General features: G+C 64.3%; 20 protein-coding genes. 6 read left to right on the top strand and 14 right to left on the bottom strand.

Annotated features, from left to right (window positions below; genetic code table 11):
• The first annotated feature begins 71 nt into the window (after positions 1-71).
• Together EG244_RS05325 and EG244_RS05330 are read left to right on the top strand one after the other, a co-directional pair.
• On the top strand, positions 72-857 hold the full coding sequence (locus EG244_RS05325) for a GNAT family N-acetyltransferase (RefSeq protein ID WP_124963979.1): 786 nt from the start codon (positions 72-74) through the stop codon (positions 855-857).
• Positions 854-1687 (top strand): lysophospholipid acyltransferase family protein, encoded by an 834-nt coding sequence (locus EG244_RS05330; protein ID WP_124963980.1) that lies wholly within the window; start codon positions 854-856, stop codon positions 1685-1687. The genes EG244_RS05325 and EG244_RS05330 overlap by 4 nt, the downstream gene beginning before the upstream one ends.
• On the opposite strand, the gene EG244_RS05335 is transcribed toward EG244_RS05330, so the two are convergent.
• The 13 genes from EG244_RS05335 to EG244_RS05395 all read right to left on the bottom strand — a co-directional run bounded on the left by EG244_RS05335 (position 1675) and on the right by EG244_RS05395 (position 16003).
• Entirely contained in the window at positions 1675-2982 is a 1308-nt protein-coding gene (locus tag EG244_RS05335) for a replication-associated recombination protein A (RefSeq protein WP_124963981.1), read from the bottom strand. The two genes, EG244_RS05330 and EG244_RS05335, sit on opposite strands and share 13 nt — an antisense overlap.
• A 42-nt stretch (positions 2983-3024) precedes the next feature.
• The gene (gene scpB, locus EG244_RS05340) at positions 3025-3630 is read right to left on the bottom strand and encodes an SMC-Scp complex subunit ScpB (RefSeq protein ID WP_124964091.1); all 606 of its coding nucleotides are present in this window, start codon (positions 3628-3630) and stop codon (positions 3025-3027) included.
• 46 nt (positions 3631-3676) lie between these two features.
• Positions 3677-4477, bottom strand: a complete 801-nt coding sequence (locus tag EG244_RS05345; protein ID WP_124963982.1) for a segregation and condensation protein A — start codon at positions 4475-4477, stop codon at positions 3677-3679.
• The gene (locus EG244_RS05350) at positions 4477-5469 is read right to left on the bottom strand and encodes a glycoside hydrolase family 3 N-terminal domain-containing protein (protein WP_124963983.1); all 993 of its coding nucleotides are present in this window, start codon (positions 5467-5469) and stop codon (positions 4477-4479) included. The genes EG244_RS05345 and EG244_RS05350 overlap by 1 nt, the downstream gene beginning before the upstream one ends.
• Positions 5466-6377, bottom strand: coding sequence for an SPOR domain-containing protein (locus tag EG244_RS05355; RefSeq protein WP_124963984.1), 912 nt, complete (start codon positions 6375-6377; stop codon positions 5466-5468). Before EG244_RS05355 ends, EG244_RS05350 begins: the two co-directional genes overlap by 4 nt.
• A gap of 96 nt (positions 6378-6473) precedes the next feature.
• Complete coding sequence (argS, locus tag EG244_RS05360) at positions 6474-8216, bottom strand: arginine--tRNA ligase (RefSeq protein ID WP_124963985.1); 1743 nt, start codon at positions 8214-8216, stop codon at positions 6474-6476.
• Positions 8217-8395: 179 nt separating this feature from the next.
• Positions 8396-8788 carry a rhodanese-like domain-containing protein gene (locus EG244_RS05365; RefSeq protein WP_124963986.1) on the bottom strand — a complete coding sequence of 131 codons (393 nt, stop codon included), beginning with the start codon at positions 8786-8788 and terminating at the stop codon, positions 8396-8398.
• Positions 8789-8791: 3 nt separating this feature from the next.
• Positions 8792-9361 (bottom strand): peroxidase-related enzyme, encoded by a 570-nt coding sequence (locus EG244_RS05370; RefSeq protein WP_124963987.1) that lies wholly within the window; start codon positions 9359-9361, stop codon positions 8792-8794.
• A 22-nt stretch (positions 9362-9383) separates the two neighbouring features.
• Positions 9384-11699 (bottom strand): molybdopterin-dependent oxidoreductase, encoded by a 2316-nt coding sequence (locus tag EG244_RS05375; RefSeq protein ID WP_124963988.1) that lies wholly within the window; start codon positions 11697-11699, stop codon positions 9384-9386.
• A 19-nt stretch (positions 11700-11718) separates the two neighbouring features.
• On the bottom strand, positions 11719-13272 hold the full coding sequence (locus EG244_RS05380) for an acetolactate synthase large subunit (protein WP_124963989.1): 1554 nt from the start codon (positions 13270-13272) through the stop codon (positions 11719-11721).
• Positions 13273-13378: 106 nt separating this feature from the next.
• Positions 13379-14140: a CoA-transferase gene (locus tag EG244_RS05385; RefSeq protein ID WP_124963990.1), complete on the bottom strand. Its 762-nt coding sequence runs from the start codon at positions 14138-14140 to the stop codon at positions 13379-13381.
• Positions 14137-14958, bottom strand: a complete 822-nt coding sequence (locus EG244_RS05390) for a CoA transferase subunit A (RefSeq protein ID WP_124963991.1) — start codon at positions 14956-14958, stop codon at positions 14137-14139. The genes EG244_RS05385 and EG244_RS05390 overlap by 4 nt, the downstream gene beginning before the upstream one ends.
• A gap of 88 nt (positions 14959-15046) precedes the next feature.
• A complete protein-coding gene (locus EG244_RS05395) occupies positions 15047-16003 on the bottom strand; it encodes a LysR family transcriptional regulator (protein ID WP_124963992.1) in 957 nt (318 codons plus the stop codon).
• A 102-nt stretch (positions 16004-16105) separates the two neighbouring features.
• Between EG244_RS05395 and EG244_RS05400 the strand changes: the two genes are divergently transcribed.
• The 4 genes from EG244_RS05400 (at position 16106) to EG244_RS05415 (ending at position 21271) form a co-directional block, all read left to right on the top strand.
• Positions 16106-17167, top strand: a complete 1062-nt coding sequence (locus tag EG244_RS05400) for an LLM class flavin-dependent oxidoreductase (RefSeq protein WP_124963993.1) — start codon at positions 16106-16108, stop codon at positions 17165-17167.
• A gap of 12 nt (positions 17168-17179) precedes the next feature.
• The gene (locus EG244_RS05405; RefSeq protein WP_124963994.1) at positions 17180-17971 is read left to right on the top strand and encodes a flavin reductase family protein; all 792 of its coding nucleotides are present in this window, start codon (positions 17180-17182) and stop codon (positions 17969-17971) included.
• Between the two features lie 3 nt (positions 17972-17974).
• The gene (locus tag EG244_RS05410) at positions 17975-19153 is read left to right on the top strand and encodes a CaiB/BaiF CoA transferase family protein (RefSeq protein ID WP_124963995.1); all 1179 of its coding nucleotides are present in this window, start codon (positions 17975-17977) and stop codon (positions 19151-19153) included.
• A gap of 63 nt (positions 19154-19216) precedes the next feature.
• Entirely contained in the window at positions 19217-21271 is a 2055-nt protein-coding gene (locus tag EG244_RS05415) for a 3-hydroxyacyl-CoA dehydrogenase NAD-binding domain-containing protein (protein ID WP_124963996.1), read from the top strand.
• A 55-nt stretch (positions 21272-21326) separates the two neighbouring features.
• Here the strand turns inward: EG244_RS05415 and EG244_RS05420 are convergent, their stop codons facing one another.
• Positions 21327-22103 (bottom strand): enoyl-CoA hydratase/isomerase family protein, encoded by a 777-nt coding sequence (locus tag EG244_RS05420; protein ID WP_124963997.1) that lies wholly within the window; start codon positions 22101-22103, stop codon positions 21327-21329.
• Between the last annotated feature and the right edge of the window lie 76 nt (positions 22104-22179).

Genomic DNA, 22179 nt, shown 5'->3' on the forward strand with positions numbered 1-22179 from the left:
CAACTTACCCGCTGCGGGTTAAAACCTGTTGACCGGCCCTGCCCGGACCGACCCCGAACGTTAAAGGCCTCATGAGCATTTCCGAACCGCAGTTCAGCCTCCGCCTTGCGCGGGACCTCCGCGACCTGCAGGCCGCACAGCGCCTGCGCTATGAGGTCTTTGTCGAAGAGCTTGGCGGCACCGGCCCGCTGGTGGATCACGAAAACCGGCTTGAGGCCGATGAGTTCGATCCCTTCTTTGACCACCTTCTGCTGATCGACGCCCGTCGCGATACGGAAGAATTTCCCGGTGTTGTAGGGGTTTATCGCCTCCTCACCGCTGAGAAAGCCGCGCAGATGGGGCGGTATTACTCAGAGGGCGAATATGATCTGAGCCCGCTGAAATCCTCGGGCCGCAGGCTGGTTGAGCTCGGCCGCTCCTGCGTGCATCGCGATTACCGGGGCGGCAGCGCGATGCTGCAGCTTTGGAACGGGCTCGCGGAATATGTGCTGGAGCGCGATATTGAAGTGATGTTCGGAGTGGCCTCCTTCCACGGCACGGATCCGCAGGGGCTGCAGCAATCGCTGTCCTGGCTGCACCATATGCACCTTGCCCCGCCGGATCTGCGCGTCACGGCACTGCCCGAAGGACGCCAGGATATGAACCTGCTGCCCCCCGAAGCCCTGGAGCGGCGGGCCGCATTGGCAGAGATGCCACCGCTGATCAAAGCTTACCTGCGGCTTGGTGGCTTTGTCGGGGAGGGGGCCTTCATCGATCATGCATTCAACACCATTGATATCTGCCTGATCATCGACACCGCCCGCATGTCAGAGCGTCACCGCAGCTTCTACACCCGCAAGCAGGAGCCCTCAGCTTGAGCCCCTTCTGGTTCAGCGAAGAGCCCGAGCCACAGGACCACCCGCTCAGCGCGGCGGACTGGCTGCGGGTGGTGCTGCGCGGGGTGCCGATCGTTCTGGTGATCTTTGGCGGGCTGATTCTGCTGTTGTTGCTGCGCGTGATAGAGCGTCCGCTTTTCGGGCTGAAGCGCCCGGTGACGCCCTGGCTCACCCGCGCGGTCTGCCGCATTACGCTGATGATCTTCGGACTGCGCTACAGCACCCATGGCCGCCCTATGGCCGGGCGGGGGGCCATTGTTGCCAACCATGCGGGATGGTTCGATATTTTCACCCTGAACGCCGCGCAGCAGATCTATTTTGTCTCCAAAGACGAAGTGGCGGGCTGGCCTGCGATCGGCTGGCTGGCACGCGCCACGGGGACAGTCTTTATCCGGCGCAAAGGCTCAGATGCCATGGCGCAGAAGAACCTCTTTGAGGCGCGGCTGCGGGCCGGGCACCGGCTGTTGTTCTTCCCCGAAGGCACCTCGACCGACAGCCTGCGGGTGATCCCGTTCAAGTCGACGCTCTTTGCGGCCTTCTTCACGGAGGGGCTGAAAGATGTGCTCTCCATTCAGCCGGTCTCGCTGGTTTACCATGCCCCGAAGGGGGAAGAGCCCCGCTTTTACGGCTGGTGGGGAGAGATGGAATTTGGCCCGTCGCTGCTGAAATACCTTGCCGCTCCGCGCCACGGGCGGGCCGAAGTGATCTTCCACGAGCCGGTGCGCGTGCAGGATTTCGCAGACCGCAAGGCGCTGGCCGCTTACTGCGAAGCGAAAGTGCGCGAGGGGCTGGCGGCGCGTCAGTCCCCCTGAGTGCGGCGCAGGCGGAGCTTGGAGAAATACTCCAGCCGCTTGTTCAACTCGCGCTCAAAGCCGCGCTCGGGCGGGTTGTAAAGCACGGGGCGGCGGATGCCGTCGGGGAAGTAGTTCTGCCCCGAAAAGCCGTCCTCGGCGTCGTGGTCGTAGTTATAGCCCTGCCCGTAGCCCAGATCCTTCATCAGCTTCGTCGGTGCATTCATAATATGGGCAGGCGGCATCAGCGAGCCGGTCTCGCGCGCCAGTTTGCGCGCTGCCTTATAGGCGACATAGACCCCGTTCGATTTCGGCGCGAGCGCGAGATAGACCAGCGCATTGGCCAGCGCCAGTTCCCCCTCGGGGCTGCCCAGCCGCTCATAGGTGTTCCAGGCGTTCAGGCAGATGTCCTGGGCCTGGGGATCGGCCAGGGCGATATCTTCGACCGACATCCGCACGATCCGCCGCGCCAGATAGCGCGGGTCTTCGCCACCTTCCAGCATCCGCGCGAACCAGTAAAGTGCTGCATCGGGGTCAGAGCCGCGCACGGATTTATGCAGGGCTGAGATAAGGTTATAATGCTCATCCCCGTTGCGGTCATATTGCGCCGCACGCCGCATCAGCCGCTTGGACAGCGCCGCGCGGTCCATCGGCTGGGTGATCTTCCATGACGCCACCTGCTCAATCAGATTAAGGAGCGCGCGCCCGTCGCCATCCGCCATCTCCTGCAAAGCGTCCCGCGCCTCGCCGGTCAGCGGCAGTGCCTGGCCCAGCAGCTTCTCTGCCCGCTGGGTCAGCCGCTCCAGCTCGGCCAGATCAAGCCGCGTCAGCACGATCACGGAAGAGCGCGACAGCAGCGCCTTGTTCAGCTCAAAGGAGGGGTTCTCGGTCGTGGCCCCCACCAGAACGATGGTGCCGTCTTCCATATGCGGCAGAAAACCGTCCTGCTGGGCTTTGTTGAAGCGGTGGATCTCATCCACAAAGAGCAACGTTCCGCGCCCTTCTGCATGGCGGTGTTTGGCCGCCTCGAAGATTTTGCGCAGGTCCGGGACCCCGGTGAAAATCGCGCTGATCTGCACGAAATGCAGATTGGTCTCCCGCGCGAGCAGCCGCGCGATGGTGGTCTTACCCACCCCCGGCGGGCCCCAGAGAATGAGGTTCGACAATTGCCCCGCCGCCAGCATGGCACCGAGAGGGCCGTCCGGGGACAGCGCCTGAACCTGGCCGATGACCTCAGACAGGTTTTGCGGGCGCAGACGGTCGGCCAGCGGGCGCGGCGCGTCAGGATTGGGGGCGGATTCGAAAAGGTCGCTCATCCCCGCAGGATAGCCCCCCGCGCGGGGCGGGGGAAGCGGGGCTTAATCCTCAAAGATCTCATCATCGCCTTCACCGGCGGGCGAGACGGGCAGATCGTCGTCCTCCTCTTCCTCGCCCTCGGGCAACGGGGTCAGGCCCGGCACCGGGCGCGGATCCAGCAGACCGGCAGAGCGCAGCTCCGCCAGCCCCGGCAGATCGCGCGGGGATTCGAGCCCGAAATGCGCGAGAAAGGTTTCCGTCACAAGGAAAGTCACCGGACGGCCAGGCGACATCCGACGGCGGCCAAAGCGCACCCACTCCAGCTCAAAAAGCTGATCGAGCGTGCCGCGCGAGACCGCAACCCCGCGGATCTCTTCGATTTCCGCCCGCGTCACCGGCTGGTGATAGGCAATGATCGCCAGGGTTTCCGTGGCCGCGCGGGAGAGTTTGCGGGTCTCGACCTGCTCATTCTCCATCAGATGGCCCAGATCCGGCGCGGTGCGAAAGGCCCAGCCCTCGCCGATGCGGCGGATCTCAACGCCCCGGCCCTGATAGCGGGCGCGCAGATCGTCCAGCGCCGTCCCCGCATCGCAGCCCGCGGGCAGACGGCGGGAAATCTCGGCCAGGGTCACCGGCTCAAAGGCGGCAAAGAGGATGGCTTCCACCATCCGCTCCTGATCCTGCGGTGAGGGGCGGCTGAAGCGGGAGGTGGCGTCACTCACGGGTGCGAACCTTCAGATGCAGGGGGCCGAATGTCTCTGTCTGTCGCAGTTCCACCAGCCCCTGTTTGGCCATTTCGAGAGAGGCCGCGAAATGCGCAGCCGTGGCCGAGCGGCGGCGGGCCGGATCGGCGCGCCAGTCCTCGGGCAGATATTCCATCAGCGAAAACCAGTCGCCCTGCCAGCCTAAGACGCCGCGCAGACGCTCAAGGGCCTGTTCCAGCGGATAAAGATTGCTGCGGTCAAAGGCCCAGGGGCGGAATTCATCGCGGGTGCGGATGCGGGCATAGGCCTGCATCAGATCCATCAGCGTGCTGGTGACGGTGATGTCGCGCCGCTTCACGATCTGCTCAGGCTCGCCGCGACCAAAGAAGTCGCGGCCCAGCTGCGGCCGCTCCATCAGTTCGGCCGAGGCCTGCCGCATGGCCGAAAGCCGCTCCAGCTGCCAGGCCAGATGCGCGGCCATATCATCCGCACTCGGGCCGTCATCGCCGGGCAATGCGGGCAGCAGCATCCGCGATTTCAGATAGGCCATCCAGGCGGCCATCACCAGATAATCGGCGGCCAGCTCAATGCGCAGATCGCGGGCGGTGGCCACAAAGGCCAGATATTGCTCGGCCAGCTGCAGCACCGAGATCTTCAGCAGATCGACCTTTTGATTGCGCGACAGCGTCAGCAAAAGGTCCAGCGGCCCCTCAAAGCCCGCCACATCCACGATCAGCGCCTCGGCCACGAGGCGCTCAGCCACCGTGCCCTCAGGCTGGCTCATGGTTTCAATCTGGATATCTTCGGCCATCAGCTTCCGGGCTGCGCTGCGATCAGGGCCTCCAGTTCAGCACGAAGCCCCCCGAAGTCAACCACTTCCGGGCTGCGCCGCGCGGCCAGGGCTGCGTCACAACGCGCCAGAGCCGCATCCGTCAGCGCCCCCGCCCCCTCAGCCGCCGCCATAAAGCCCGCCAGATCGTCGTTGCAGTGCAAGACCAGATCACAGCCCGCCGCGACAGAGCGCCCGGCCCGCTCGCGGATACTGCCGCTCAGCGCGCCCATGCCGATGTCATCGGACATGATCGCGCCCTGAAAGCCCCAGTCCTCGCGCATCATGCGCAGAGCATCCGGGTTCATGGTGCAGGGCAGATCGCCAAGGAAGGGCAGCACGATATGCGCCGTCATCGCCAGCGGCAGCTGGTTCAGTGCGCGGAAGGGCGCGAAATCCGTCGCCTCAAGCGCGGCCCGCGCGACATCAATCAGTGGCAGCTCTTTATGGCTGTCCTGGGTCGCCCGGCCATGGCCCGGCAGATGTTTGATGACCGGCAGCACACCGCCCTGCAAGAGCCCCTCAGCCATCGCCCCGGCGTTCCGCGCCACCTCCGCCGCCGTCCCGCCCATGCAGCGCGAGCGCAGGAAGGGATGGGTTTCGGGCCAGGCCAGATCGGCGCAGGGCGCGAAATTGCCATCAATGCCCACCGCGCGCAGCTCCGCCGCCATCATGCGACCGCGCAGCGCAAAGCCGGGCCCTCCCGCACCAAGCTGGTCGATGGCCGGCAGATACTCATGCCAATGCGGCGCGCGCAGACGCTGCACCCGGCCGCCTTCCTGGTCGATGAAGATCGGCGCATCGCGGCCCAGGGCTGCGCGCAGATCCGAGGTCAGCCGCGACAGCTGCGCCGGATCTTCGATATTGCGGGCAAAAAGCACAAAGCCCCAGGGGTTGGCATCCCGAAAGAACGCCGCCTCATCGGGGAGAAGAACGGGGCCTTCCAGCCCCAGAATCGCTGCCGTTAAAGTCACCGCTGGGTCACCGGCACACAGCGCAGATCACCCGATTCAATCGCCGCACAGAAGCGACGGCTTTCGTCTTCCGACATAAACCCTGCCACGCGCAGCCGATAGAAGGTGCGCCCCACTGAACTTGCGGGCTGAATCACCCGGCTTTTTCCATCAAAAAGAGCGCCATGACGGGCAGAGACACGGTCCCATTCCGCCCGCGCCTGATCCATCTCATCAAAGGCACCGATCTGCGCCAGACGTGCCCCCGCGGGCAGCCCCGCCGGATCCACCTCAAGCCCCGGGGCCGGGGACGCCGAAACGGCCACAGCCCCCGAGATCGCCAGCGCCGGCTCACCCGCAAGGGTGGCGGCCTGTGCAAGACGGATCTGCGGACGCGGCATCGGGCGCAGCGAGGTACGCATGGCGCCAGGCGGCAGATCTGCCACCTCGCCGATGAACGCACCATTGTCTTCCGGCATCTCTTCGGAATATTCCGCAGCCGCCTGACGGGCGAGTTCTTCGGCCAGCGCGAGGGTGCGGGCAAAGCTGTCGCTTTCCACCACCTCCTGCGGCGCGGCAGAGCCGACACCGGGCGCATCATCTTCGGCCAGCTCGACCGGAGCCGGGGCCAGAAGGATCTGCTCGGGCACTTCGCCCGCCACGCCGGAACCCGCGATCTGCATGACCGTGAGGCCGGTATTGGCAGCGATTCGCCCGCCCGGCTCTTGCGGCGCGACCCGGATCGGCCCCTCGATGGCCATGATCACCGGCACCCCCGAGGCATCGCGCACCGCAAGCCGATACCCCCAGACTGCTGCCCCCGCCAGCAGAGCCAGAGAAGTCAGCGCACCAATTACATTCAACGTGGATCCGGGACGCCGCGACGACGTTCCCCCGGCCACGAATTCGTTAAAATTCGCTTCTGCCATGTCCTGCTCCGCCTGCGCGGGTTGGCCCCGCGCCTCATTTTATCAGCAGGGGCGAAAGACCGCCCCTGCCTGCCTCCAGACCGGCAGAGCTGCGCTTCAGCGCATTTCTTCGACCGGCTGGACCCCGAGAATACCGAGGCCCGAGCGGATAACAACGCCCACGGCCTGAGCCAGTGCAATTTTTGCCTGAGATGTTGCAACATCGTCCTGGACGAAGCGCAGCGAGACATCCTCATTGCCGCGATTCCAGAAGCCGTGGAACTCAGAGGCCAGCTCATAAAGATAGAAGGCCACGCGGTGCACTTCGTTCGAACGCGCCGCCACTTCGACAAGGCGCGGCCATTCGGCCAGCTTGCCGATCAGCGCCAGTTCCGCCGGATGCGAGAGTTTCGACAGATCCGCCGCCGCCATGGCCGCATCATCCACCGTGATCCCTGCATCCCGCGCCTTGCGCAGCACCGAATTCACCCGGGCATTGGCATATTGCACGTAGAAGACCGGGTTGTCTTTCGACTGCTCCAGCACTTTGGCGAAGTCGAAATCCAGCGAGATATCGTTCTTGCGGGTCAGCATGATGAAGCGGGTGACGTCAGCGCCCGCCTCTTCGACCACATCGCGCAGGGTCACAAAGGTGCCCGCCCGTTTCGACATTTTGAAGGGCTCGCCGTTTTTAAACAGCTTCACCAGCTGGATCAGCTTGATGTCCAGCGGCACTTTCCCGCCCGAGAGCGCCGAGACGGCTGCCTTCATCCGCTTCACATAACCGCCGTGATCCGCGCCGAAGATGTCGATCAGCTCATCAAAGCCGCGCTTCACCTTGTTGTAGTGATAAGCAATATCCGGCGCGAAATAGGTCCAGGCACCATCCGATTTCATCACCGGACGATCGACGTCATCGCCATGCGCGGTCGAACGGAACAGGGTCTGCTCACGCGGCTCCCAGTCTTCCGGCAGCTTGCCTTTCGGCGGCTCAAGCACGCCCTCATAGATCAGGCCCGCGTCGCGCAGTTCCTGAATGGCGGCTTCGATCTCACCGGTGCCGTAAAGCGCCTTTTCCGAGGAATAGACGTCCATCTCGACGCCCAGAAGACGCAGGTCCTCGCGGATTTCCACCATCATCATTTCGGTGGCGATCTCGCGGAACTGCACCAGCCAGTCCGATTCCGGCTTGTCGATCAGACTGTCGCCAAAGCGCGTTTTCAGCTCTTCGCCGACCGGGATCAGATAATCGCCCGGGTAAAGCCCTTCACGGATCTCGGGGCTGAGGCCATTGGCCTCGCGGTAACGCTCATAGGCCGAGCGCGCCAGAACATCGACCTGCGCGCCGCCGTCGTTGATGTAATATTCGCGCGTCACATTCCAGCCCGCAAAGGCCAGCAGCTTGGAGAGCGCATCGCCCACCACCGCGCCGCGCACGTGACCGACATGCATCGGGCCGGTCGGGTTGGCCGAGACGAACTCGACGTTGACTTTACGGCCCTGGCCCAGCGCCGAGCGGCCATAACCGGTGCCGCTGGCCAGAATGGTGCCCACAAGCCCCTGCCAGACTGCCGCTTCAAGACGCAGGTTCAGGAACCCCGGACCCGCCACTTCAGCGCTTTCGATGCGCGGATCGTCGGTCAGCTTTGCGGCCAGCGCTTCCGCGATCACGCGCGGTGCTTTGCCGGCAGGCTTCGCCAGAACCATGGCCGCGTTGGACGCCATGTCACCATGGGCGGCATCGCGGGGCGGCTCAACGGCGATATTGCTGCGGTCAAGACCTGCGGGCAGCAGGCCCTCGGCCTCCAGCTGGTCAAGCGCGGTAAGAACGACGGAGCGGATTTCTTCAAAAAGGTTCATGATCAGGGTCCCTGGATTGCCCAAGGGTTTAACCTGACACGCCTCTTTCGGCAACGGGGCGCGCCGCCTTCTGCGTCACCGCGCGTCAATGCGCGCCGGGACGGCTTTACAGGCACTGCCTGAGCCACGCTTTTCCTGTCAGACGAGAGAGAGCGGCGCGCCGCTCTCTCTCCCGGATCTCAGCCCTTCGACAGCTTTTCCGCCACCGGCAGCCCTGCCGCTTTCCAGCCGCCAAAGCCCTCGCGCATGGAGCGGGCCTGAAGCCCCATCTCCTGCGCCACCTTTGCCGCCAGAAGCGAGCGCAGCCCGCCTGCGCAGAAAAAGACGAAGGTCTTATCCTCCGCAAAGACGGGCTTGTGATAGGGGCTTTCCGGATCAATCCAGAACTCCAGCATCCCGCGCGGGGCATGGAAAGCGCCGGGGATCACCCCCTCACGCTCCAGCTCGCGCGGGTCGCGGATATCGACCAGCACGACGCCCGGGTCCCCGCGCAAAGCTGCCGCTTCCTGAAGGGTCATCGAAGTGACGACCGCCTCTGCCTCTGCCAGCAGATCTTTATAGCCCTTCACCATGGCTCAGCGCGCCATGGCGAAAAATTCGGTATTCGGACGCATGGCGGTGACATTGGCCATCCGGTTCGACATGCCGAAGAAGGCAGAAATGGCGGCGATGTCCCAGATGTCATCCTCGGTAAAACCATGCGCGCCAAGCGTAGTGAAATCCTCTTCCCCCACCTCATAGGCCGCCTGCGAGACCTTCATCCCGAAGTCGATCATCGCTTTTTGACGCGGGGTGATATCGGCTTTGCGGTAGTTGACCGCTATCTGATCGGCGATCAGCGGGTTTTTGGCGCGGATGCGCAGGATCGCGCCATGGGCGATGACGCAATACTGGCACTGATTGGCGGCCGAAGTGGCCACCACGATCATCTCACGCTCGGCCTTGGTGAGATTGCCTGGCTTGTCCATCAGCGCATCATGATAGGCCATAAAGGCGCGGAATTCCTCGGGGCGATAGGCCAGCGTCAGAAAGACATTCGGGATGAAGCCTGATTTTTCCTGCACCGCCTCCAGGCGGGTCCGGATGTCTTCCGGCAGATCGCGGAGTGCGGGCACCGGAAAACGGCTGATCGGTTGGTCGGTCATGTCAGGCTCCTCCCTGAAGTCTTTATTCCGCCGCCATGGGGGCCTGCAGGCTTCCCATATAGACGGCATCGCTGTCGGGGAGTTCCCCCGCAACCTTTTCCACCCGCACAAGGCAGGTATGGGCCGAGCAGCCCTGCCCCAGCGCCGAGGTCGGAATATCCGGCGTCAGCACATTGGGATTGCCCGACAGCTCCACCCCATCCGGCCCCGGCGTGAACCAGGAGCCTGTGGGCAGCACCAGAACGCCCCGCGCGACCGAAGGCGTCAGCGTGGCCGTGGCATAACAGGCCCCGCGGCTGCTGGAGATTTTCACCGCATTGCCATCCGCAATGCCGCGCTTTTTCGCCTCATCGGGGTGCATCCGTGCCTGCTCGCGCCCGTGGCGCTTTTCTGAGCGGCTGTAATCCGCCGTCTCAAGCTGGCTGTGCAGACGCCCGAGCGGCTGGTTGGAGATCAGATGCAGCTCATCCTCAGCCGCCTCTCCCAGCCATTCCAGCGGCGGAAGCCAGGTCGGATGCGCCGGGCAGTCGGCATATTGCCGCTCCGCCAGCATCTGCGAGCCAAGGACGATTTTTCCGCTTTCGGTCTCAAGGCGGTTCGCCTCGGGGTCTTCGCGAAAGCCTGCCAGATAGCTGTGCATCTGCTTCACCGGCATCTGTGCCCAGCCTTTGGCCCAGAACTCCTCAAACGCGGGCATCTCCTGGCCAAAGCGGGCTTTGGCATCCGCGCGGGTGCCTTCATACATATGGCGGATCCAGCCCATCTCATCGCGGCCCTCGGTGAAGGCCTCTTCCACGCCAAGGCGCGCGGCGATGGCGCGGGCGATCTCATGATCCGAGCGTGCCTCCCCCAGCGGCTCGACGCATTTGCCCATGGCCACGACCAGATCCGAGCGGCGGTTGCCGCCGATGTCATTGCGCTCCAGCGAGGTGGTGGCGGGCAGGATGATATCGCCGCGCCGCACGGTGGCGGTGAACATCGGGTCCTGCACGATGATCGTCTCAGGCCGCTTCCAGGCGGCATCGAGGCGGTTCAGGTCCTGATGGTGGTGATAGGGGTTGCCGCCCGCCCACCAGACAAGGCGGGTGTCGGGATAGGTATATTCCTCCCCCTCATAGGTGAATTTACCGCCAGGGTTCTCCAGCAGATCCGTGATGCGCGCGACGGGGATAAAGGCCTTGTTCGGCTTATGGCCATGCGAGAAGGCCGGGGATTTACCGATGTTAAGATGCGTCCCCACCCCGCCGAGCGAGGAATAGCCATAGCCCACACCGCCCCCCGGCAGGCCGATCTGACCGATGACGGAGGCCAGACCCAGCGCCGCCCAATAGGGCTGCTCGCCGTGGTGGGCACGTTGCAGCGACCAGGACATGGTGATCATCGAGCGGGTATCGACCATGGCGCGGGCCAGTGCCGCAATGCGCCCCGGCCCGATCCCGGTGATCTCGGCCGCCCAGCGGGCGTTTTTCACCTGACCGTCGCTTTCACCGCGCAGATAAGACAGATAGCTGTCTGCGCCACTGGTGCATCGGTTCAGGAAGTCCGCATCGTGCCGCCCCGCCGCCAGGATCTCTCCGGCCAGACCAAGGCAGAGCGCCGTATCGGTATTGGGGCGGATCGGCCACCAGTCGGCATTGACCCAATGGGGCAGATCATCGCGCGCGGGCGAGATCAGGATCACCTTCACGCCGCGCTCCACGATCCGGCGCAGGTGGGTTTCCAGCTTATGGGTGCCAAGGCCACCGGCCTCAATCTGCGCCGTGCGCGGCGTCAGCGCGCCAAAGACGACCAGAGTTTTGGTGTGTTCAGCAATCGAGTCGAGCGAATTGGCATAACCACCGCAGGCCGCATCAGAGCCAAGCGTATGACGCAGGATCACCGGCCCCGCCGCGATGGAATAGGTGTCCACATGGCCGGTATAGCCGCCGACCAGGTTCAGCATCCGCTTCAGGTTTGAGGGCGCGTGATGAAACCGCCCCGAAGAGGTCCAGCCATACGAGCCCGCAAAGATCGAATCATTGCCGTGGGTGTCGATCACCCGGCGGATTTCACCGGCGACCAGCTCCTCTGCCTCATCCCAGGGCAACGCGAGGAAGCGGTCTTCGCCGCGCCCGGCACCCCGGCCCTCCAGCACGCCCTTTTCATGCGCCCGCAGCCAGCCTTCGCGCACCATGGGGCGAAGCACGCGGCGCTCAGGTTTGACCCAATCCGCCACCGAATGAATGATCGGTGACGGATCGGGATCTATCTCCAGCGGTTCCACCCCCACAATCTGATTGTCTTCAACCAGAACGGTATAGCTGCCCCAGTGGCTGGCATGCGGAACGCGGCGGATCATTGTCAGGGTCTCATTTCACTCAGATAAGGGCCTCGATCAGGAAGGGGCCTTTGCGGGTCATCGCATCTGCGAATGCCGCCTCGAAAGCCTCTGCCGTATCGACGGACACCGCATCAACTCCCATCCCCCGGGCGAGTTCAACCCATTTCAGTTCCGGCTTATCAAGATCAAGCATCCGGCTGGCGTTTTCCCCCGGCGCATTGGCACCGACGTTCTTCAGCTCGCCCAGCAGGATCTGATATTTGCGGTTGGCAAAGATCACCGTGACCACATCCAGCTGCTCACGCGCCTGGGTCCAGAGCGCCTGCAGCGTATACATCCCCGAGCCATCGGCCTGCAGACCGATCACCTTGCGCTCCGGGCAGGCCACGGCAGCCCCCGTCGCCATGGGAATGCCCACGCCGATCGCGCCCCCGGTCAGCTGCAGGAAATCATGCGCCGGGGCGCTGTGGCTGAGCGGAAAGAAATTCCGCCCCGAGGTCACCGATTCGTCGCAGATGATCGCCTGATCGGGCATATGCCGCACCACCGAGGCCATCACCGCCTCCGGGGTCAGCGCGCCCGGCGCCGGGGCTTCGGGGCGCTTCAGTTCATTCAGAGTCAGCGGGATGTCATCGCCTGCCCCGACGACTTCGGCCAGCGCCTGAAGGGCCGCCAGCAGATCGGTCTCTTTTTCGACCATATCGAGGATCTCACATCCCTCGGGCAGCATCGAGCCGGGCTTGCCGGGATAGGCGAAGAAGCCGACCGGGGCCTTCGCGCCGATCAGAATGGCCTGCCCGGTGCCCGCAAGCGCCGCCACGGCCTGATCGACCGGATAGGGCACGCGCTCAATCGCCACGCGGCCTGCGCCACGCTCCACCCGCCCGTTGGAGCCCTGGGCCATGAAACGCGCGCCGGTTTTGGTGGCGATGCGCTGCAGCACCTCCAGGGCATTGGCCCGCAGCGCCCGACCCGAGACAAAGATCACCGTCTGCTGCCCATTGCCGAGCATCTTCGCCGCTTTGGCCACCAGCGCCGCATCCGGGGCCTTCGCCTGCGGCAGAGCAATCGCCTGCGGCATGGCGGCCGAGGTTTCCGACCAGGCGGCATCGGCAGGCAGGATCAGCGTGCAGACCTGGCCCTGCCCGGTCATCGCCGCGCGGATCGCCGCCTCCGTGGTCTCGCCCATGGTTTCGGCATCCGTCGCCCGGCCCACCCAATCCGACATCGGTGCGGCCAGACCATCGATATCCGAGGTCAGCGGCGCGTCAAACTTCAGGTGATAAGAGGCATGATCGCCCACCACATTGACCATCGGCGTGCGGGCGCGGCGGGCGTTGTGCATATTGGCCAGCGCATTCGCCAGACCCGGGCCGGTGTGCAAAAGCGTTGCGGCAGGTTTTTCCGCCATCCGGGCATAGCCATCGGCAGCCCCGGTCACCACGCCCTCAAAGAGCCCCAGGATGCAGCGGATGCGCGGCTGGCGGTCGAGCGCCGCCACGAAGTGCATCTCGGAGGTGCCGGGATTGGCAAAGCAGGTATCAATCCCATTCGCCAGCAGGGTTTCACAAAGCAGATCAGCGCCGTTCATCTCTCAAGCCTTCCGTCGGTCCTTGCGACCCCTTCCGGGGCCAGGTGTTTTCTGCGCCCCTGCGCCTTAGCAGAACAGAGGCAGCCGTTCTTTGGGGGGCGCGCTCTCAGGCTTTTGCCTCAGATTTAAGCTCTGCGCCCCAGGAGGTGGCAAAAGCGGGATAGCTGCCCGCAACCTCCGCCCGGACCCGCCCGCGCAGCAGCTGAAGCCGTGCGCCCTCAGGCAGCGGGGTCTGCGGCACATTGGCGGCATGCTGAAAAGCAAAGCCCGTCAGATCCTTCACCTCTTCGAGGCTCACGCCGGGATGAAGGGATACAAGGGTGAAACCCGCCCGCGCCTTATCGAAATGAAAGAGGCATTTGCCGGTCAGCAGCGCCACCGGCCCGCCGGAGCGGTGAACCCCCTCAGGGCTGGTGCCGGGGGCCGAGATGAACTCGGCCTCCCCGACCAGCACACGGGGCGAATGCTCTTCACGAAAGAGGATCACCCGCGGCACCACATAATAAAGATAGGCCGAGCCAAAGGAGCCGGGCCAGCGCAGCTGCGACTGCGGATAGCCGCCCAGGCCGACCAGGTTCACATTGCCCCGCCCGTCGATCTGCCCGCCGCCCAGGAAAAAGGCGTCGATCCGCCCCTGAGCCGCGCAGTCAAAAAGCTCTGCCGAACCATTGGTGAAGAAATTATGCTCAACCGAGCCAAGGATCGACAGCCGCAGCCGCGCCCCCGCTTCTTCGGCCAGCGCCCGCGCCAGCATGGCCCCCGCCGCCGGAGCGGGCGAGGAGGCGCCCACCGCCACATGCCCCACGCCCTCCAGCAAAGTGGCGATGGTGGAGATCAGAAGCTCACGGGGCAAAACAGCGGCGCTCATACCGCAGCCCCGCCCATATAGCCTGCGAGGTAGTCCGCAAAACCCTGGGGGCTGCGGGCCATCTTCGCATAGCGGATCAATTCCTGCGTATCGCCGGAATACTGCCCCCAGAGGCCATAGGGCCGCGCCCCCTCACGGGCTTCGGCGACTTCGGTGACATAAAGCGCGGGCAGCACGCCTGCGGCGCTGACCTCATCACTCAGAAGGCTGGTTTCGGTGATTTTCTCGGCGGTGACCAGGGTGGTCTTTGCGGCATAGGCCATGGCCGCCAGCTCGCGCCGCCGCCCGATCCGGACATTGCCGTCACGATCCGCAAGCGGCACGTGAAAGATTGCCACATCGGCCTGAATGGCCGGGATCAGCGCGATGGGATCGGGAGTGTCAGAAAGCGGATTGTCGATCACCTTCCAATCCGGACGGTGGCGCAGCACATCGCTGCCGATCAGCCCGCGCATGGGCAGGAATGGCACGCCCTTCTGCGCCGCCATCAACCCCGCGTGGATCGCGGGACAGGTGGCATCGCGCAGCGCGATCCGCCCCTCTTTGACGGCCTGATTGAACTGCGGCGCCCCTCCGGCCTCGCCCAGCGACATGGCCGATGTCTCAATCGAGGCCACAAGCCCGGCCCCGATCAGCAGATCCGCCTGCAACCCGCCGGTCGGCACGCAGATCAGATGCAGCCCCGCGCCGCCCTGAGCGCTCAGATGCGCGATCAAGGGCCGGGTCAGCGCCATGGCCACGCCCGCATAATCCACGGGCAGCAGAACCCGCATACCCGGCCGGACATGCCGCACCAGGCGCATCAACGCCTCAGACATCACCCCTCCCCGGCTGCTGTCTCAAGGGCTGCAGGCTGACGTCAAACGCCGGGAAAGGAAAGGGGTCTGCTGCGGGAAAATCCCCGCCTCAGCCCTGGGGCAGCGCTTCCGCCGCGGGGCGCGGAAAGAGGTTGAAGCGCCGTTCGGTCCCCGAGACGCGTCCGGCGACAAAATCAAGGAAAACCCGGATTTTGGCGGGCACCACCGGGGTATCCACGATGGTGGCATACATGCCTTCTTCGAAGGTCGTATTGCTGACCCGCTGCTCGGGCAGCAGCCGCACGAGCGTACCGCGCTCAAGATCCGCGGCGACGGTGTAGTCATCCAGAAGCGCGATGCCTTCGCCCAGACGCGCAAGCTCCAGCAGCGCCATCCCGCTGTTGGAGACATGGCGCGGCGTGATCTGCACCTCATCAAAGGCCCCGTCCCCGCGCCGGAAACGCCAGGCAAAGCCGCCCCCCGGCAAAAGATATGCCAGGGTCGCATGATCGCTCAGCTGCCAGGGATTCTCCAGCGGCGGCGCATTGCGCAGATAGTCAGGCGCAGCCACCAGATGACGCTCAGACAAAAAGAGCATCCGCCGCTTCAGACCGGCCTCGGCAGGGGGGGCGATGCGAAAATCGATATCCACCTTCTCGCGGCGCAGATCGACCTTCTTCTCGCCCATCAGCAGCTCCACCGAGATATCGGGGTAAAGCCTGCGAAACTCCGCCAGCAGCGGCGTCAGCACCCCCATACCGAACATGGTGCGGCTGTGAACCCGCAGATGCCCCGCCGGAGCCGCCGTAATGGCCGAGACCGAGGTCTCCACCTCTTTAATGGTCCAGAGCACCCCTTCGACGTTGCGGGCATATTCAAGCCCCGCCTCCGTCAGCGCCACCTGCCGTGTGGAGCGGATCAGCAGCCGCGCCTTCAACAGATCCTCCAGATCCGAGATCGCCCGCGACACTGAGGTGGCCGAAAGTCCGAAAAGCCGCGCGGTCTCCGTGAAGCTTTCGGTCCGGGAGACGGAGAGGAAAAGTTCCATCGCACGCAAACGGTCCATCATTACCTCCAAATTCCGCAGGACAGAACGAATTATTGCTCCACTTTTTGTCGGATATCAAACCGAATAGTGACTCAGGGTAAGATGAATTCGGAGGGACCTATGGAATTCGGCGTCTTTATTCTGGCCCAGCAGCGCGGCTACCATCAGACCTCGTTTGAGGTGATCAACAATTCGATCGAGCAGACCGTTGTCGCCGAGCAGGCCGGTTTCGACACCGCCTGGTACGCCGAGCACCATTTCAACAACTACTCGCTCTCGCCCTCGCCGCTGATGACGATTGCCCATGCTGCGGGCAAAACGAAAACCATCCGTCTGGGCACCGCGGTCTGCATTCTGCCGCTCTATCACCCCGCACGCTTCCTCGCAGAGGTGGGCTTTGCCGACACCGTCTCGAACGGCCGTCTGGAGCTGGGCGTCGGCCAGGGCTACCAGGAGTTCGAATTCGAGCGCTTTGGCTGCAGCATCGAGAACGCGAGCGAAATCTACAACGAATTCCTCGACATCATCCCGATGGGCCTGAACCAGCATACCTTTGAGTACAAGGGTAAGCACCTGAACATCCCGCCGTCGTCGATCGCTGTGCGCTGCGTGCAAAAGCCGCTGCCGCCGATGTGGGTCACTTCGGGCAACCCGAACCTGCTGGGCCGCGCGGTGCGTGATGGTCACAACCTCTTTGTCACCTCGCTGCTGAACGGCAATGACGCGATCCGCACCCTGCGCGGCAAGATGGAAGGCATCGCCTCCAAAGAGGGCAAAGACCTCGACCGCGACGTGAAATTCGGCTTCCTGCGCTGCGGTTATGCCTCGGACAACAACGCCGAAATCGACGCCTACCTCGATAACTGCCGCTTCCAGCGCCGCATTTCGGAAAGCCTGAAATACCGCCGCGCTCAGTCCGACGACGGCTATATGGTCAAAGAGATCCCCTCGGAAACCGATCTGTCGTTTGAGCAGCTGCGCAAGAACCTGCCGGTCGGCTCGGTCAACCAGGTCATCGACAAGATGCTGGAGGAAATCTCGATCCTGAAGCCCAAGCATATTGCGCTTCAGACCCAGCTGGGCGATTTTGATCAGAAGACCATGCTCAAGCAGATCGAACTCTGGGGCTCGACCATCATCCCGGCGATCCGCAAAGAGCTTGGCAACCGCGAAGCAGCATAAGGCGAAGAGACAATGCGTATCCACATCACCGATGCGGGCGCAATCACGCTGATCGAGCCCGCGAATTTTCGCGGGCTTGACGTTTTGATTGACCCCCTTCCCGCAGACCGCCTCAACCGTCTGGTGGCCCGTATCGGGCGGTTTGAGGGCGAAGAGCATATTCGTCTCGCCCCGGCCGTGCTGAAGTTCCTGTCGCCGCTCGCGGGTGACCCTGAGTGGGACAAGGGCTTTGAGGGCATGATCGCTTATGCCACCAAAGCCGGCTGGGTGGATGAGGCGGGCCTTGTGCGCGCCCATATCACCCGCGAAGAGGCCGCGCCTGCGCGCATCACGCTGGACGATTTCCGCGGCACCATGCGCCGCCTGGCCGCCGGCGTCAGCGCCGTGACCACCGGCACCATGGAGGCGCCTGTGGGCATGGTGGCCTCAAGCGTGGTCTCGATCTCGGCCGAGCCGCCGCTGGTCGGGGTTTTCGTCAATGAGACCTCCTCTTCGCTGCCGCTCTTTCAGCAGCAGGGCCGGATGGCGATCAACATCCTTGGCCTTGATCACGGCTCCATCGTCGGGCGCTTTGTCAAATCCGCTCAAGGTGTGGACCGCTTCGAAGGCGCGGACTGGGTGGCCGGAAAAACCGGGCTGCCGCTGCTGACCGAAGCGCTGGCCGCCATGGAGTGCCGCATCATCACTGAGGTTTCTCTGGGCACCCATAAGTTGCTTGTGGGCCGCATTGAGACTACCACTCTGCGCGACGACCGGCCCATGGTGCAGTTTGACGGCACCACTCTGCGCCTGTCGGAGGAGTGAGACATGACTGAGCAAAGCGCAACCGGCGCCCTTCAGGGTCTGCTGGTCATCGACGCAAGCCGTGTGCTGGGCGGGCCCTACTGCGGGCAGATCCTCGGCGATCACGGTGCGCGCGTCATCAAAGTTGAGCCGCCGCAGGGCGATGAGACCCGGCTCTGGGGCCCTCCCTTTCATGGGGACGGCGCCTCTTATTACCAGGGGCTGAACCGCAACAAAGAGGGCATCGCGCTGGATTTCTCGCGCGAAGAGGGGCGCGAGTTCCTGATGCATCTCCTTGAAGGCGCGGATGTTTTCATCGAAAACTTCAAGACCGGCACCCTTGAGAAATGGGGCATCGGCCGCGAAGAGCTGCGCAAGCGCTTCCCGCGCCTCGTCCATGCCCGCGTCTCGGGCTTTGGCGAAGACGGCCCCTATGGTGGTCGTCCGGGCTATGATGCGGCGATCCAGGCCCTGGTCGGGATTATGTCGGTCAACGGCGAAGCGGGCGGCAAACCGCAGCGCGTCGGTGTTCCGGTCGTCGATATGGTGACCGGGCTGAACGCCGCCCTTGGCATCATGCTGGCCTTGCAGGAGCGTCACCGCTCGGGCCTTGGCCAGTTTGTTGAGGCCTCGCTTTACGACTGCGGCTTCTCGCTGATGCATCCGCATCTGCCGAATATGTATCTCGGCGCGCCGGTGCCGGGCCGCTCGGGCAATGCCCATCCCAATATCACGCCCTATGACACCTATGCGGCGCAGGACGGCGATGTCTTCCTGGCGGTCGGCAACAACGGGCAGTTTGCCAATCTGTGCAAAGTGCTGGGCCTTGACGATATGCCCGCGGATGAGCGGTTCTCCAGCAATGCCAACCGCAAAGAGAACCGCCCCCTGCTGCGCGAGCGTCTGGAGGCGGCGATGTCGTCCTGGACGGCCGAAGCCATTGCCGAAAAGCTCATCACTTCGGGCGTTCCGGCAGCCCCCGTGCGCACGCTCGATCAGGTGATTGCGGATCCCCATACCCATGCCCGCAAGATGATCGTCGACACTGAGGGCGTGCGCGGCACCGCCTCGCCCATCAAGCTGGAACGAACGCCCGCGACCTACCGCAAAGCGCCACCCGCTTTCGGACAGCACACCGATCAGGTCACCGAGGAGTTCGGCCTGACCGGGACACAGGCCGCAGAGGGCCTTGTGCGCCGCTGATTTAATCCGGGGGCGGGGCCAGGAGGTGGCCCCGCCCTTTTTTACCTGCATTCAGGACTGACCATGACCGTTTCCGTCATCAAAAACGGCGCGATTGCGCGCGTCATCATCGACAATCCGCCCGTCAATGCGATCTCTGCCGCCGTGCGTCAGGGCCTTCTGGACGCGGTTCGCGCCGTGGAAGCCGACGATGCGGTCCGGGCCGTGGTTCTGTCCTGCGCCGGTCGCACCTTCGTGGCCGGTGCCGATGTCACCGAATTCGACAAGCCCCCGGTTGAGCCGCATCTTCCCGATGTCCTCGACGCGCTGGAAGCCTGCGCCAAGCCTTTTGCGGCGCAGATCCACGGCACCGCTCTGGGGGGCGGTCTGGAAATCGCGCTGGCCTGCCGCTGGCGTCTGGCGGTTCCGGGCAGCCAGATGGGCCTGCCGGAAGTGAACCTTGGCATCATCCCGGGCTCCGGCGGCACCGTGCGCACCCCGCGTCTGGTAGGCACCGAGGCGGCGGCTGATCTCATCACCTCCGGCAAGCCGGTGAAGGCCGATAAGGCGCTGGCGCTTGGCCTGATCGATGCGATCCTGCCCGCTGAGGCTGCCGATCAGGCGGCGGAAGATTTCGTCACCGCAGCCCTGGGTGCGGCCCTGCCCGAGATCACCTCGACCCGCGCGACCGGACAAAAGGACGAGGCCTTCTGGACCGAGACCGCCGCCCGCGTAAAGAAAGCCGCCAAGGGCAATACCGGCCCGGTTGAGGCGCTGGCCTCGCTGAAAAACGCCACCGAAGTCAGCTTCGCTGAGGCCATGGCTTTTGAGCGTGAGACCTTCCTGCGTCTGCGCAAAACCGATCAGGCCGCAGCCCTGCGCCATATCTTCTTCGCCGAGCGCGCCGCGCCGCGTCCGTCAGAGCTGAAGGGCGTGACGCCCCGTCCCTTCACCCGCATCGGTGTGATCGGTGGCGGCACCATGGGCGCAGGCATTGCCGTGGCACTGCGCAATGCAGGCATCCCCGTGCAGATGATCGAGCGCGATGCCGAGGCTGCGGTCCGCGGTCAGGCCAATGTGGAAAAGATCCTCAAAGGCGATCTGGCAAAAGGCCGGATTTCTGAGGCGAAATACGCCGATCTGATCGGCGGCTTTAATTCGGCGGCCGATTACGCCGCCGTGGCCGATTGCGATCTGGTCATTGAGGCGGTCTTTGAAGACTTTGATGTCAAACGCGCGGTCTTTGCGGAGCTGACCCGCGTCTGCGCACCCGATGCGATCCTTGCCACCAATACCTCCTATCTGAACCCCGATGAGATCGTCGCCGATCTGCCGGGGCCGGAGCGTTTCATCGGCCTGCATTTCTTCTCGCCGGCCAATATCATGAAACTGCTGGAAATCGTGCCGACTTCGGGTTCGGCACCGGATGTCATTGCCGCGGGCTTTGCCCTGGCTGCAAAGGCCGGGAAAATGCCGGTGCGCGCGGGCATCTGCGACGGCTTTATCGGCAACCGCATCCTGAAGCTGACCCGCACCACCGCAGAGCGTCTGGTGGTGGCCGGGGCAGAGCCCTCGCAGGTCGATAACGCTTTGCAGAAGTTCGGCTTCGCGCTTGGCCCCTTCCGCACCCAGGACCTCTCAGGTCTCGACATCGGTGCCTTCCAGCGCAAAGCGGCGCGTGGCCGTGGCGAGAGCCCCTGGGCCCCGGTCGCTGACCGTGTGTTTGAGGCGGGACGTCTGGGCCGCAAAACCAATGGCGGCTGGTATGACTATGATACTGCGGGCAAAGAAGCGCCCGGCACCCCCGCCGCTGTGGCTGAGGCCATTGCCGCGGCCCGTGCAGATGCCGGTGTCACCGCCCCCGCGACCTTCTCGGATGCCGAGATCGTTGAGGCGATCATGTTCCCGATGATCAACGAATCGGCAAAGATCGTGGCCGAAGGCATCGCCTTCCGCGACAGCGACGTCGATCTGGTGAAAGTGGCAGGCTATGGCTTCCCGCGCTATCGCGGCGGCCCGGTGCAATATGGCCGCGCCATCGGCTTTGCCAAAGTGGCTGAGGGCCTTGAGGCCCTGGCCGCCAAAGGTCTGGCAGAGGGCCCCTCTGAGGCGCTGAAAGCCTGGGCCGCGAAAGCCTGATAGCAAAAGGGGCGGTGCTGCAAAGCACCGCCCCTTTTCTTTAAAGCCGGACCTTTCAGCGACCGCTGAAGACCGGAGTGCGCTTTTCTTTGAAAGCGGCCACGGCTTCCAGGTGATCGGCGCTGTCGTAAAGCACGCCCTGATCGCGCAGCTCATGGCTGAGGCAAAGATCAAGCCCGCCATCCATTTCCACCAGCGCGCGGCGCGCCAGCGCGAAGGGCAGCGGTGCCGCCGGGATCAGTGCCCGGGCCGCAGCGGTGGCCACTTCCACCACATCATCGGCCACCGCATCCACCAGCCCCTCATCCAGCGCCTCTGAGGCGTCAAAGACGGCACTGTCCATGACGATCTGCAACACGCGGGCGCGCGGCAGGCGGCGGCAGGCCGACCACAAAAAGCCGGTATCGGGCGCAAGGCCCATCTTCCCGAAGGTCACACCCAGCTTCGCATCAGGTGCCAGGAAGATGCGGTCGCACAGCAGCGCCAGCGACACCCCCGCCCCGAAAGCCGCCCCGTTCACCGCCGCGATCACCGGCTTGGGATAGACCGCCAGCTCCCGCGCGATGTCATGCAGGATCTTCATCCGCGGGATCGAGACGCCCGAGCCCTGCCCCATGGCCGAGATATCGCCGCCCGCGCAAAAGCCTTTGCCCGCCCCGGTCAGCACCAGAACTTTGGTCCGCGGATCTGCGGCTTCCGCGCGCAGCACCTCCAGCAGACGCAGGCGCAGCGACAGCGACAGCGCATTGCGCCGCTCAGGATCATTCAGGGTCACAAGGGTCACACCCTCGGGGCTCTGGCTTACAAGGACCACATCAGCAGCCTGGCTCATCGTCTCTCTCCCAACTTCGGGGTCGTTATGCAAAGGGGCCCCGAAGGGCCCCGGAACATGCAGCCGGTCCCGAAAG

Source organism: Falsigemmobacter faecalis, from assembly GCF_003863335.1.
Classification (GTDB): domain Bacteria; phylum Pseudomonadota; class Alphaproteobacteria; order Rhodobacterales; family Rhodobacteraceae; genus Wagnerdoeblera; species Wagnerdoeblera faecalis.

Excerpts from the sequence above, each read along its gene's own strand:
- EG244_RS05410 (WP_124963995.1), top strand. The coding sequence starts at position 17,975 with ATGACTGAGCAAAGCGCAACCGGCGCCCTTCAGGGTCTGCTGGTCATC.
- EG244_RS05345 (WP_124963982.1), bottom strand. The coding sequence starts at position 4,477 with ATGGCCGAAGATATCCAGATTGAAACCATGAGCCAGCCTGAGGGCACG.
- EG244_RS05355 (WP_124963984.1), bottom strand. The coding sequence starts at position 6,377 with ATGGCAGAAGCGAATTTTAACGAATTCGTGGCCGGGGGAACGTCGTCG.
- EG244_RS05335 (WP_124963981.1), bottom strand. The coding sequence starts at position 2,982 with ATGAGCGACCTTTTCGAATCCGCCCCCAATCCTGACGCGCCGCGCCCG.
- EG244_RS05365 (WP_124963986.1), bottom strand. The coding sequence starts at position 8,788 with ATGGTGAAGGGCTATAAAGATCTGCTGGCAGAGGCAGAGGCGGTCGTC.
- EG244_RS05385 (WP_124963990.1), bottom strand. The coding sequence starts at position 14,140 with ATGAGCGCCGCTGTTTTGCCCCGTGAGCTTCTGATCTCCACCATCGCC.
- EG244_RS05370 (WP_124963987.1), bottom strand. The coding sequence starts at position 9,361 with ATGACCGACCAACCGATCAGCCGTTTTCCGGTGCCCGCACTCCGCGAT.
- argS (WP_124963985.1), bottom strand. The coding sequence starts at position 8,216 with ATGAACCTTTTTGAAGAAATCCGCTCCGTCGTTCTTACCGCGCTTGAC.
- EG244_RS05325 (WP_124963979.1), top strand. The coding sequence starts at position 72 with ATGAGCATTTCCGAACCGCAGTTCAGCCTCCGCCTTGCGCGGGACCTC.
- EG244_RS05375 (WP_124963988.1), bottom strand. The coding sequence starts at position 11,699 with ATGATCCGCCGCGTTCCGCATGCCAGCCACTGGGGCAGCTATACCGTT.
- EG244_RS05390 (WP_124963991.1), bottom strand. The coding sequence starts at position 14,958 with ATGTCTGAGGCGTTGATGCGCCTGGTGCGGCATGTCCGGCCGGGTATG.
- EG244_RS05405 (WP_124963994.1), top strand. The coding sequence starts at position 17,180 with ATGCGTATCCACATCACCGATGCGGGCGCAATCACGCTGATCGAGCCC.
- EG244_RS05395 (WP_124963992.1), bottom strand. The coding sequence starts at position 16,003 with ATGGACCGTTTGCGTGCGATGGAACTTTTCCTCTCCGTCTCCCGGACC.
- EG244_RS05415 (WP_124963996.1), top strand. The coding sequence starts at position 19,217 with ATGACCGTTTCCGTCATCAAAAACGGCGCGATTGCGCGCGTCATCATC.
- EG244_RS05400 (WP_124963993.1), top strand. The coding sequence starts at position 16,106 with ATGGAATTCGGCGTCTTTATTCTGGCCCAGCAGCGCGGCTACCATCAG.
- EG244_RS05380 (WP_124963989.1), bottom strand. The coding sequence starts at position 13,272 with ATGAACGGCGCTGATCTGCTTTGTGAAACCCTGCTGGCGAATGGGATT.
- EG244_RS05420 (WP_124963997.1), bottom strand. The coding sequence starts at position 22,103 with ATGAGCCAGGCTGCTGATGTGGTCCTTGTAAGCCAGAGCCCCGAGGGT.
- scpB (WP_124964091.1), bottom strand. The coding sequence starts at position 3,630 with ATGGTGGAAGCCATCCTCTTTGCCGCCTTTGAGCCGGTGACCCTGGCC.